Source organism: Snodgrassella sp. W8158, from assembly GCF_016100435.1.
In the GTDB taxonomy this organism is placed as follows: Bacteria; Pseudomonadota; Gammaproteobacteria; order Burkholderiales; family Neisseriaceae; genus Snodgrassella; species Snodgrassella alvi.
The window spans coordinates 999,692-1,012,389 of the sequence record NZ_JACFSM010000001.1 but is presented as its reverse complement, the minus strand read 5'-3'; the positions used below and the strand labels follow the sequence as shown (position 1 = coordinate 1,012,389).

At 41.8% G+C, this 12,698-nt stretch carries 8 protein-coding genes; 4 read left to right on the top strand and 4 right to left on the bottom strand.

Annotated features, from left to right (window positions below; genetic code table 11):
- From H3V11_RS04420 to tsaA, 4 genes are all read right to left on the bottom strand, one after another.
- Positions 1-4,912, bottom strand: a 4,912-nt coding sequence (locus H3V11_RS04420) for an ESPR-type extended signal peptide-containing protein (RefSeq protein ID WP_255516510.1), incomplete at its 3' end; no start/stop codon positions are given.
- Positions 4,913-5,795: 883 nt separating this feature from the next.
- Entirely contained in the window at positions 5,796-6,152 is a 357-nt protein-coding gene (locus H3V11_RS04415) for a hypothetical protein (protein WP_078474286.1), read from the bottom strand.
- 123 nt (positions 6,153-6,275) lie between these two features.
- Positions 6,276-7,193 (bottom strand): UDP-3-O-acyl-N-acetylglucosamine deacetylase, encoded by a 918-nt coding sequence (gene lpxC / locus H3V11_RS04410; RefSeq protein WP_198223670.1) that lies wholly within the window; start codon positions 7,191-7,193, stop codon positions 6,276-6,278.
- A gap of 300 nt (positions 7,194-7,493) precedes the next feature.
- Entirely contained in the window at positions 7,494-8,186 is a 693-nt protein-coding gene (tsaA, locus tag H3V11_RS04405; protein ID WP_198223698.1) for a tRNA (N6-threonylcarbamoyladenosine(37)-N6)-methyltransferase TrmO, read from the bottom strand.
- A gap of 935 nt (positions 8,187-9,121) precedes the next feature.
- Here tsaA and H3V11_RS04400 point away from each other — a divergent pair.
- The 4 genes from H3V11_RS04400 (at position 9,122) to H3V11_RS04385 (ending at position 12,662) form a co-directional block, all read left to right on the top strand.
- Positions 9,122-9,871 carry an electron transfer flavoprotein subunit beta/FixA family protein gene (locus H3V11_RS04400; protein WP_078474288.1) on the top strand — a complete coding sequence of 250 codons (750 nt, stop codon included), beginning with the start codon at positions 9,122-9,124 and terminating at the stop codon, positions 9,869-9,871.
- An 11-nt stretch (positions 9,872-9,882) separates the two neighbouring features.
- Positions 9,883-10,827 (top strand): electron transfer flavoprotein subunit alpha/FixB family protein, encoded by a 945-nt coding sequence (locus H3V11_RS04395; RefSeq protein ID WP_198223669.1) that lies wholly within the window; start codon positions 9,883-9,885, stop codon positions 10,825-10,827.
- A 174-nt stretch (positions 10,828-11,001) separates the two neighbouring features.
- On the top strand, positions 11,002-12,057 hold the full coding sequence (locus tag H3V11_RS04390) for a low specificity L-threonine aldolase (RefSeq protein WP_232335745.1): 1,056 nt from the start codon (positions 11,002-11,004) through the stop codon (positions 12,055-12,057).
- Positions 12,054-12,662 carry a YigZ family protein gene (locus H3V11_RS04385; protein ID WP_084548537.1) on the top strand — a complete coding sequence of 203 codons (609 nt, stop codon included), beginning with the start codon at positions 12,054-12,056 and terminating at the stop codon, positions 12,660-12,662. The genes H3V11_RS04390 and H3V11_RS04385 overlap by 4 nt, the downstream gene beginning before the upstream one ends.
- Positions 12,663-12,698: the final 36 nt, after the last annotated feature.

Genomic DNA, 12,698 nt, shown 5'->3' with positions numbered 1-12,698 from the left:
GAGCAAAGAGCTGACCTCCGTTAATCGCATCGGTTGAATCTGCTGATACATTACCGGCAGCTACATGGGTAATTCTTTGTGCACTATCGCTTCCATGACTGGCATCATATGCACTAATACCGCTATTCCATTGCAGGGCATCCTGCCGTAGTTCGGCAACATTACTGGTGGCAGTACTGATCGTGTTGTCTAATTGTCCCAGTATCGTTGAAGTACTGGAAGAAAGGCTATTCAGTCCGATGGCAGTACTGGAAGACAAACTGCTCAATCCGCTAGCAGCACTGGAAGATAAACTGTTCAATCCGCTAGAAGTACTGTTAGACAGACTGGCTATCATGCCTGAAGTAGTCGAAGATAAACTGCTCAAAGCATTTGATGCTGCAGTAGACAGACTGCTTAATCCGCTGGAAGTTGTGGTAGACAGACTATTTAGTCTGTCCGGCCAGTCTGTAGATAAACCGTTTACTTTATCCTGAACTGAGCTTAAACCACTAGAGACTGATCCTGATACTTCTGCCAGACTGCTGGCATAATTTGCATTAGCCTGATCAAGCTGCGCACCAGTAATAACATCAGTTGAATCTGCTGATACTTCACCGGCAGCAACATTGGTAATTTTTGCCGGATTTTTGGTTGCACGACTGGCATCATAAGCAGCAATATCATCATTCCATTGCAGTGCATTCTGCTTTAAATTAGTTACCCTGTTATCAATATTGCTTGCAACAGTAGACAGACTGATCACATCATTACCACCAGTTTGAGTAATCGTACTCAAAGAAGACGTGAAATGATCGAAACTGGTACTAACACTGCTGGAAAGTTCCGTAATATTAGTATTAGTTGTATATAACTGGCCAGCAGTAGCAACATCACTTGATCCCTTTTCAATATTGCCATCAGCTACATTGGTAATTTTCTGGACTTTTCCGTCACGCATAGCATCATAAGCACCATCTTTCCACAATAGCGCATTCTGCTGTAATGTTTTTACATTTGAGTCAGTCGCTGCCAGGCTGCTTGATGCTGATGCAGACAGTTCAGTCAATCTGCTGTTGGTACTGTCGATACCAGTAGACAAACTGGATAATCGATTACCACTAATTTCAGACAATGATGAAGACAGGCTATTTAAACCTGTTACCACACTGCTGGAAACGTCGTTTAGATTACCGGACAGGCTGCTAACCTGAGTATTGGTATCAAACAATTGCCCGCCGGTAATTACATCACTTGAGTCTGCTGCCAGACTACCTTGGGCTACATTGGTAATTTTTTGTGCAGTACCGGTTGCATGACTGGCATCATAAGCAGAAATAGTGTTATTCCATTGCAGCGCACTCTGCTGTAATGTAGCTATATTTGAATTAACAGAGCTTAACCCGGTATTGGCCGCTGCAGAAAGAGAGCTCAGACCGGTACTCAGCGACTGATTTAAATCAGCTGAAATATTATTCAAACTGGCAGATGTCGAACCAGACAAATTTTGCAATCTGCTATCCAGGCCGGCAGACAGAGTAGCCACACTGGTATTGGTGTCAAATAATTGCTTACCGGTGACAACATCAGTGGAATGTTCACTCAGATCACCATCTTTAACATGGGTAATTTTCTGTACACCATTTTCAACACCATGGCTGGCATCGTAAGCACCGTCTTTCCACTGTAAAGCATCCTGCTGCAAGTTAGTAATATTGGAATTGATATTATTCAAACCTGTACTAAGAGCTGTAGATAAACTGCCCACACCATCCGCAGATAAATTCTGCAGAGAACTGGATAAATTATTTAAACTTTCTGCTGTAGAACTGGAAAGACTATACAACTGTTTACCGGTCACCGCATCAGTTGAGTCAGCACCCTCTCTGCCGTCTGCTACATTGGTAATGCGCTGATTACCAAGTACCGGATGTTTAGCACTGTATGCCTTATCAGTATCATTCCATTGCAAAGCATTATCCTGCAAGGCCGCAACTTCGCGCTGATTGTTTCCCACAAGTCCGGAAAGACTACTAATAATCGACTGAGAAGAGCTGCTTAAGGCCGTACTCAGACTGTCTAACCCACCTGTAGTTGATAAAGATAGATTATTCAGAAGATTATTGGTTGTATATAACTGTGCTCCGATCACCACATCAGATGAATCTGCTGTTAAGGCACCTGCAGCAACACCTGTAATTTTCCGATTACCGGCATCATAAGCGATTTTACTTTCATTCCATAACAGAGCTTTATTACTTACATCGTCTATTTTTTGGTTACTGTCTGCCAGATTTGTACTTATTGTGCTGGTTACGTTATTCAGTTTAGCTACAGTAGCGGTCGAAAGACTGTATAACTGTCCGCCGGTAATTACATCTGTTGATCCCTGTTCAGTACTGCCGTCTGCAACATTGGTAATTTTCTGAGCTTTTCCGTTACGCTCAGCATCATAGGCACCATTTACCCCATTGTCACCTGCTTTCCACAGTAAAGCGTTATTTTGCAAACTGGACAGGCTGCTACTTACACCACTGGCTACTGTAGACAAACTAGCAATATCTGCTATATTTGAATTACCCACTGAATTTGACAGGCTGGTCAAACTTGAAGCAAAACTTTCTGATAAATTAGTCAGATTTGTATTGGTTTCATATAACTGGGAACCAATAACCACGTCACTGGAATGAGCCGAAGAAATATCACCGGCCGCAACATGCGTGATTTTCTGGGCTTTTCCGTCACGTTCAGCATCAAATACACCATCTTTTAACTGTAGTGCATCCCGGCTTAATTGATTCATGCTGGTTGAAGTATTGTCCAGAAGCTGATTGAGCTTATTTGAAGTTTCTGACAGGGTTGTACTGATTGAAGCAGACATTGAAGTGGAATTCGATAGCGCAGTGGAAATACTGCTTATCGCAACAGTTGACAAACTGCTCAATGCTGAATTGGTACTATAAAGCTGTCCGCCATTAATAGCATCAGTTGATTCTGGCGATAAATCACCGGCCGCAACATTGATAATTTTTGCTGTATTTGCCTGACCGTGAACTGCATCATAAGCCTGTACATCGTCATTCCACCGTAATGCATTTTCCTGCATCTGGCTGATACTGGTTAAAACTGAAGTATTTATTGCATCAAGTTTGTTATTAGTTTCAGTAAGCCGGCTGTCCAGTAAGCCGGCTGTATCTACCAGCTTGCTGTCATATGTAACTAAAGTTGAATTGGTCGTATTTATCAGTTCATTTAATTCTTTGTCGTTTTTAGTTAAATGGCTTACTGTTGAAGAAGACAGACTATTCAGACTGGCTGACACAGAATCGCCCAAGCTTTTTAACTGAGCCACATTGACAGCATCGGTATCCTGTGTACCGGCTGCCAGGCCGGTAATCTGCCGTGTGGCACCAGTACTGGCATTACCAATCGCCACCGATCCTCTGGTACTGTTCCAGGTAGATGATGTAGCATCATGAACCCCACCAGCAGGATCATAGCCAGCCACACCTGCTGCGGCTGTAGTTGCAGAATTACTGCCTATAGCCACGCCGTCATCAGAACTGACATTAGCCTCTGTACCGATGGCGACGCCATTCATACCACTAACTTGAGTCTTGTTACCCAGTGCCAGGGCATTAGCAGCACCGACTTTAGCTTCATTACCTACAATCATGGCCCCGGTAGCATTTGCAGAGACTTTGTTCAGATTGCCTAATATTCTTATATCATTAGCCTTAGTAGCACCGGTTGAATCAAGTGCTATAACATTACTATTACCGAATATACCGGTATTATCAGCAGCAATCGTACCATTCTGATTACCGAAAGAATAAGTGTCATTCCCGGTTACACTAGTGATACCGGTTGCAGCACCAGCAACTTCACCATTAGCCTTCGTTGGATCCTTTTCATCTTCTTTATTATTGTAAGCTGTTGTTGTTTCAGAACCGCCAATCGCACCGGATCTTTTCCCGCTTACCTGATTGGCTGAGCCTATACTGATACTTTGTTCGCCAGTGGCCTGAGCTGTATTACCGATAGCTACAGCAGAATCTGCTGTAGCCTGTGCCTGAACACCTAAGGCAACAGTACCATCTGCACTGGCCTGAGATTTCAAACCGGCAGCCACACTACCCACACCATTAGAAGATGCAACCGAACCTAAAGCCACACTGGAAACACCTGTAGCCTCAGCGCCGACACCAAAAGCAATCGAGGCCCGCCCAGAAGCCAGAGCAGCAGTTCCGATGGCCATCGCGCCACCGGCAGTTGCAGTAGCATTAGTACCGAATGCTACTGAGTAATTACCAGATGTGTAAGCACCACAACCGGATGCAAAAGAATAGACACCATAGGCTAACGGCATTTTATTTGCAGCACCGCCCGTCTGTGTACCCTGCATAGCAGCATCCGCATTGACCGAACTTGTGTTTGTGCCATAAGCCTTATCGCTGCCATTAGCAAAGCGTAAATATTCGTCCATTGCAGAAAGTAATTTAGCTGGATCATTCGGATTACCAATCACACGTCCAGGGTCGCCTCTGCCAGCAACTTCATCTGCGCCACAGCCCGGAGAACCTGTAGCAAAACCATTGACGCCGTTGATAATTACCGAACCGTGGCTTGCCCTGGCTGTACCATTCTGATCTTTATAATATACTAAAGCACCATTAGTACTAGTCGTCTTACTGTCGCCACCAATAATCGCAACATTAGAAGCAAAAACATTCGGAATAACGAGTGAAAAATTCAGAATTGAAGCGATAAGACTCCGTTTAAAGACTGATCCGAATCGGGACTTACTTTTTATCATGCCTGTGGCCGGCAAGCAGGCTACGGTATCGGACTTGGTTTTACTCTTAGCTAGTTCGGAGGCGGCCACCCAGGTCTGGGTCGTTTCATTCCATATAGCACGATATATTTTATTCAATTGGTTTACTCCTGATTAGAAATCATGCCGTCAAACAAAATTTGTATAAATTTAAATAAAGTTAAAATTTAAAATTAAATCTTTAAGCAATATAACATAATATACTTGCTTGTATGTATTCAACAAATTTAAATAATATTTAGTAAACTCAATAAAAACTATATTTTTTATAAAAATAAATATCTGAAATTCAAATATTTTTTTAAATTTATTTCAAAAATTAAATATATAAATATGTTAATTAAATAGATTGTTTATATATTATTATTGTCTTATTAACACCACAGTAATCTGATTAATCCGTTTTCTCAAAATTAAAAAATTAGAATGGCATTTTATTACACCTAAACAAATCTGATCTAAATAAATGGTTTTAGGCAGTTAGATTTATTATCTGCTTTTCGTTTGCTAGCCACTTGAATAAATACAGTAATGGAAGTAAATATAGTTATTAATTAGCTAAACGACGCAAATTGGCCGCAATTAAATTACGCTTACACATCATTTGAATTGTATTTTGTGTATTACCATTTCTGCGTAACAGAATAAAATTTGATCCGGCATAATATTAATCTATCAAAACAGACAGATACAGACAATGCATCTATATTCGCAGAGAAAAGCAGAATAGCCAGAAAATCTAGATCAAGGCATAACAGAATGTTATGCAGAAAGGTACAAAGCAAAAATGGTCTGACTGTAAAAACAATATGCTATTTAAATTAATAAATAGCATATTGTTAATCTGAATTAAAAATATAACTGTGAATAGTTAATTACAGAAGAATTCAATTTTTAATTAATAACCATGTAGCCGGAATACTGGTTTAACAGCCATATTCAAATCAATCAGCAGCCATATCGAATCTATATAATCCGGTTACTACTCCATTTGTTTTTCAACATCAATCAGCGCCCGGCGCGATAAAGCCAGATTGGCACGGTGGCTATCAAGTACTGAATACAAAAACAGGCTACCCAGTTTTTTCAGCGGCCGGATCAGATGATACTGTTGCCCCTGTGTAATCAGTATATCCTCAATTTCATCGCTAAGATCCAGCATCTGCATAGTTTTGATTTTAGAGCGGATAACTTCCGTACTGCTGGCCGCGGCAATTTCCAGATCAATTTTATTAATGGCATTACCGGCCATTAACATACCATTATCATAATCAACCACCGCCGCCGCCAGTGCACCTTCTACGTTTAGTAATTGCGCTACAACAGCTTGATAATCCATTGCATTTATATCCCGGAATAATATAATAAAGTGAAGCCGGTTAAATATTATCCGGCCAGTTTAACCTGATTTTGTTAAGTAATTATAACATATTCTTAACATGAATATTATCATGGCCGCAAGTCAGGCTGCATGCGGCAACTGATGAAATGCGGCCGGCAGCTGATAATTATGCGGAAAAGTTACCCATTCATAGGCTTGTGGCTGCGCCAAAAGCTGCCTTAACAGCGCATTATTGATCGCATGGCCGGATTTATGCCCCTCAAAGGAGCCAATAATCGGGTGACCAAGCGTATAAAGATCTCCAACAGCATCAAGAATTTTATGCCGGACAAATTCATCCGGATAGCGCAATCCTTCAGGATTAAGCACATCCGTATCATCAATTACAATCGCATTACTCAGATTACCCCCCAGCCCCAGATTGTGGCTGCGCATCAGTTCTACTTCCTGCATAAAACCAAATGTCCGCGCCCGGGAAATTTCATCAACATATGACTGTCCTGCAAAATCAATCCGGAAAGTCTGGTTACTGCGATTAAAAACAGGATGATCAAAATTTATGGTTAATGTAATCTGAAATCCTTCATATGGAGTAAATTTTACCCATTTATCTCCCTCTGTCAGTACCAGCGACTGTTTAATACGCAAAAATTTTTTTTCGACAGGCTGATCAATTACCCCGGCATCCTGTAACAGATAAATAAAAGGCAGGCTGGAACCATCCATAATAGGGATTTCCGGTGCATTAAGCTCAACAATAATATTATCGATTCCATAGGCAGCAAATGCCGACATAATATGCTCGATGGTGCCAATACGAATACCGTCCGGCGTAACAACCGTAGAAGATAAACGGGTATCGTTAATCAGTTCAGGAGTCAGCGGCACAAGCCGGCCAAATTCTCCGTTCAGATCCGTCCGGCGAAAACGAATACCACTATCCGAAGCAGCCGGATGCAGACTCAGGCGTACCCGTTCCCCGGAATGCAAACCCACTCCTGTAACACTGATACTTTTTGCTAATGTGCGCTGCAGCATATTCTGTTCCTGATCAATCCGACCATCCTATGGTAACGAATTTCACTGGTAAAGGTAATGAAATTTGCCAAACAGTGGATAAATTATTGCTATCAGCATTCATTTCTGTTAATTATCCACAGCAAACAATAGTATCAGAAAAATTATCCACATAATCCACAAATCATCCGCAGATGCATTTAATAACTTATCTACAAATAAAAATATGATTTATAGTGATATTTTAAGTTTTCCACAGGATGTATGGCTTCGTCTTTGTCTTCATCCATTTATTATTTATATTTTTATTTGAATAATAATTTAAATTCCGACATGTTCGCGTAATCCGGTTACTTCAACAGATTTACCTCTGAATTGAAATAAAACATCAAAATTACCCAGATGCATAACAAAAACTTTGTCTGTATGGTGCTGATGCACCGGTCGCGGATCCTGGGCAAGACTTTGATTAATTAATTGAAAATATTCAGAATCTAATGAAAAAAATTGCATTTGATTTAATGCATGCTGTGACCAGTGAACTGTCAGTAATTCGCGTTCATGTGCAAAACTGCTATGTGCATAAGGTTTAGCCTCAACAAACGGAATATAGGGTTTGATATCAATTACCGGTGTCTGATCGAGAAAATCCACACCGCTTACATACAATCGAATCTGTTTATTACATTCAATTCGCTCTAGTTTTACCAGTGATAAACCTAAATGATTAGGCCGGTGCGGACTGCGGGTTGCAAAAACCCCTTTTTTTTCTTTACCTCCTAATTTTGGCGGTCTGATCAGAGGTTGCCAGCCGTCTTTAATGGTGGCATGAAAAATAAACTGAATCCAGATATATTCATAATCACTTAAACCGCGTACACATTCGGCAGTAAACTCTGTGGATAATTCTATATATGCCTGAGCTGCCGGTACCAATCCTGGCTGCCGGGCAACTCCGAATTTTTGTTTATAGGGAGAATTAATGTAACCAATCGGGTGGATTGTCCAGTGCAGACCGGAATTTTCAGAAGATGCGGGCATAAAACGTACAAAATGTGATTAATCAGAACAGGTATATTGTACGGTAATTAGTATATTTCTCTGTATATAAATTGTGGATAAAATAATTAATTTATTGTTTTTATTATGCTTAAATTAATCATTAAATGAGTTTCAGCTGATATCCGACTACTTAAGTTATGCACGGAATCATAATATTATCGTTTAAATTGTTGATAAATATATTTATATTATTTACTGTTTTATACTGATTTCCGTATAAATTCGAAACAGCTTGTTTATCTGGCAGTATTACTGATTTATTAGCTGTTTAAAAGTATATTTTCTAATTAAAAATATTATTAATAACGATAAACAGACCATTATGATTGTGGATAATTTAATTTTTAGTGATAAGTGAATTTCTGTGGATTTTAATCTTGTATGGAAATGTGTGATTCATGATTTCAACCAGAATAAATTATTAAACCGGTATTCCGGACTCGTAGCCTGAAGACCTGCCTGTGGATAAATATAACAGAGTAGGGGAGTGGTTAACTATATGATTTTAATATTATAAAAAATAATTGTGTTGAATTATGGATTTTAAGTTGCAATGTTTTTATTTCATACCGGAAATTAGACTGAATTGATCTGTTTATAGCTGTTGATTATTTTTTACAGAATTAAAAAATATTGTACACAGTGATTTTGAAACTTGCCGGATAAAGTTATCCACAAATCATATTTGAACAGCAAAATAATATTTCCAACTGAGTGTCGGCAGTTTATCTGTATTTCTGTTACTATATCCGGTTAAGTATAAATTGATAGTAGCAATTAAATTACACTGATTAGCTGATTTATCTGTATTGCGGTGGTTAATCTGCAATCAGAATACCGGTAATCACTGATGGTTAGCGGTTATGATTAATCTAAGGGTGGTTCAGATGAAAATATTGGTAGCGGTAAAGCGTGTTGTCGATTACAACGTGAAAGTGCGTGTTAAACCTGATGAATCAGATGTGGATATTGGCAATGTGAAGATGTCGATGAATCCGTTTGATGAAATAGCTGTGGAAGAAGCTGTGCGTTTAAAGGAGGCCGGTAAAGCCACTGAGGTGGTGGTGGTATCTTTAGGCGTAAAACAGTGTGAAGAAACTTTGCGTACAGCTCTGGCAATGGGTGCTGATCGTGCCATTCATGTTGAAACAGATGAAAAGCTCGAGCCGCTGGCCGTGGCTAAGTTATTAAAAGCTGTGGCCGAAACCGAGCAGCCGCAGTTGTTGTTGCTGGGTAAGCAGGCAATTGATGATGATGCCAATCAGACGGCACAAATGCTTGCCGCTTTAATGCAGCTTGCGCAGGGTACTTTTGCCAGCAAAATAGAGCTTAAAGCAGATGAAGTGCTGGTTACCCGTGAAATTGACGGCGGGCAGGAACAGCTGGCGCTGAAATTACCTGCTGTAATCAGTACTGATTTGCGACTGAATGAACCTCGCTATATCAAGCTGCCGAATATTATGCAGGCAAAAAAGAAACCGCTTGAGAAAAAAACAGTAGCTGAGCTGGGTGTCGATATCAGCCCGCGGTTAGTACAGTTAAAGGTAACTGAACCGGCTGAGCGGGCTGCCGGCATCCGGGTTGGAAATGTGGCCGAGCTGGCAGACAGATTGCATCACGAAGCAAAAGTCATTTAAAGGAGATATTAATGTCGGTATTGATTATTGCTGAGTATCAGCAATCCTGTCTGGATGAGGCCACTTTGCATGCTGTATCTGGGGCACAGCAACTGGGGGAAATTGATATTCTGATAGCCGGGCACAATGTGGCCGATATCGCTGCTCAGGCACATCAAATTAGCGGGGTACGAAAAATATTACTGGCTGATGCTCCTGACTATGCTCAGGTATTGGCGGAAGCAGTAGCTCCGCTGGTAGTGCAACTTGCTGATTCATATGATCATATTATTGCGGCAGCTACTTGTTTCGGTAAAAATTTGTTACCGCGTGTTGCGGCTTTACTTGATTGTGCCCCTGTTTCTGATGTTGTTGCCATTATCGACAGTCAGACATTTGTTCACCCGATTTATGCCGGGAATGCTTTGCAGACAGTGCGTAGTGAACAATCGAAACAGTTGCTGACAATCCGGACTACCGCATTTGCTCTGGCAGAATCTGCTGGCGGGCAAGCAGCAATTGAATCTGTTGCCGCTGTTCCTGTGCCAGAATTAAGCCGTTTCATTGAACGTAAACTGACCAAATCAGATCATCCTGAGCTGACTACTGCTAAAGTGGTAGTCAGTGGCGGACGTGGTTTGGGCAGTGCTGAAAATTTTGCTGCACTTCTCAACCCGCTTGCCGATACCCTGAATGCAGCTATCGGTGCTTCACGCGCAGCTGTGGATGCCGGTTATGCTCCGAACGATTATCAGGTAGGGCAGACAGGGAAAGTAGTCGCACCGGAGTTATATATTGCTATTGGTATTTCAGGAGCCATTCAGCATCTGGCCGGAATGAAAGACAGTAAAGTTATTGTGGCTATTAATAAAGATGCTGATGCTCCGATTTTTAATGTAGCTGATTATGCGCTGGTTGCTGATTTAAATACTGCTGTACCAGAACTGCTTGAACAGTTAAAGGCTCTCGGACATTAAATTGCTGATGGTTGTTGAATAATGTTTCACGTGAAACATTATTCAACAGTTTGACCTTGAAACAAACGGGTAGAAAGTATCCGGTTTGCTGTAACTGATTGCCGGTAAACTGCCTGAATAAACCCAGTATTCAGGCAATTTTTATGATATCTTTTATAAAAAATTCAGCTTAAAATGATGAACCGATTACATGATAATCAGAGTTATGCTTTTGCATCAGATAATTATTCAGGTGTTCACCCGAAAATTATCCAGGCACTGACAATCGCTAATGGCGGACATCAGCCTGCTTATGGTGCTGATGTGTATACGCTTGCTCTGCAACAGAAAATCAAACAGTTATTTGGTGAGCAGGCTGAAGCTTTTCCGGTATTTAACGGAACCGGAGCCAATGTTACCGCTTTACAGGCATTGTTGCCGCGCTGGGGTGCGGTGATTTGTGCGGAGAGTGCACATATTCAGTGTGATGAAGGAGTGGCGCCTGAACATCTGGCCGGCGTAAAGCTCCTGACGGTTGCTACTGATGATGGTAAATTAACCCCGCAACTGGTAGCCCGGCAAGCCTGGGGTTTTGGAATGGAACATCGTGCTCAGCCGGCAGTTGTGTATATCAGCCAGACTACTGAGCTGGGCACTTGTTATAGCGTGGCTGAAATCCGTGATCTGGCCGAATATTGTCATAAACATAATATGCAGCTTTATCTGGATGGAGCACGGCTGGCGAATGCTCTGGTAGCGGAAAATACTGATGTCAGAACTATGGTTACCGATACGGGTGTGGATATGCTTAATCTGGGCGGTACTAAAAATGGTATGCTTCAGGGCGAATGTATCATCAGTATGCGCGCAGATACTCATGCTGCTATGCCGTATCTGCGTAAAATTAATGCTCAGCTTGGTGCAAAAATGCGTTTTATTTCAGCACAATTTCTGGCATGGCTGGAAGACGATCTGTGGCTGGATCTGGCCGCCGGCAGTAATCTGATGGCAAAGCGGCTGGCTGCATCACTGACCGCAATTGAGCAGGTATCGGTTACTCAAAAAGTTCAGGCAAATGCCATATTTGCAATATTACCTGCTAATGCTCGTGCCCGTTTGCATCAGCAGTTTCATTTTTATGACTGGGATGAAAGCAAAGGAGAAGTACGCTGGATGACCAGTTTTGATACCACGCCTGAACAAGTTGATGCATTTGCGGCCGCAATCAGGCAGGCTATTGCGGAAAAATGAGTACAATTTATCAGTACACAACGCTGGCAGCACCGGCACAGGCAGAATTTAAAGATAAAGGCAGCCGTTTTCTGGCCTTTGCCTATCCGGTGCAGGATGAGTCCGAAATTCGCCAGTATGTGCAAACTTTGCGGGAACAGCATCATAAGGCACGTCATTGCTGTTTTGCCTGGCGTCTGGGCGTAGATGGTAACCGTTATCGTGCCAATGATGATGGAGAACCTGCTGGTAGTGCCGGCCGGCCGATTCTCGGACAGATTGATTCTGCGAATATCACTGACGTTGTAGTGATAGTGATACGTTATTTTGGTGGTACTTTGCTGGGAGTTCCCGGGCTGATCCATGCTTATAAATCTGCTACTGCGGCAGCGATAGAAGCTGCTGATAAAATTTGTCTGGATGTATGCCGGCAATTATGGCTTTATTGTGATTATGCTCATTTAAGTGAAGCAATGCGCTGGTGCCGGCAGCAGCAGGCACAGATAATACAGCAGGATCTGCAGCAGCAGTGCTGTCTGTCTGTCCGCCTGCCGCTTGCTCAGCTGGAAAGCGGGCTGTCATCTTTACGCAAGCTGCGGATGATTGATGTTAAACTGGATAACTGAATATTACTGGTTAATGCTATAAAACGCAGCCGGCTG

What these genes read in the sequence shown, in the direction of transcription:
- H3V11_RS04415 (WP_078474286.1), bottom strand. Translation starts at nt 6,152, where the DNA reads ATGGATTATCAAGCTGTTGTAGCGCAATTACTAAACGTAGAAGGTGCA.
- H3V11_RS04395 (WP_198223669.1), top strand. Translation starts at nt 9,883, where the DNA reads ATGTCGGTATTGATTATTGCTGAGTATCAGCAATCCTGTCTGGATGAG.
- H3V11_RS04385 (WP_084548537.1), top strand. Translation starts at nt 12,054, where the DNA reads ATGAGTACAATTTATCAGTACACAACGCTGGCAGCACCGGCACAGGCA.
- H3V11_RS04390 (WP_232335745.1), top strand. Translation starts at nt 11,002, where the DNA reads ATGATGAACCGATTACATGATAATCAGAGTTATGCTTTTGCATCAGAT.
- lpxC (WP_198223670.1), bottom strand. Translation starts at nt 7,193, where the DNA reads ATGCTGCAGCGCACATTAGCAAAAAGTATCAGTGTTACAGGAGTGGGT.
- H3V11_RS04400 (WP_078474288.1), top strand. Translation starts at nt 9,122, where the DNA reads ATGAAAATATTGGTAGCGGTAAAGCGTGTTGTCGATTACAACGTGAAA.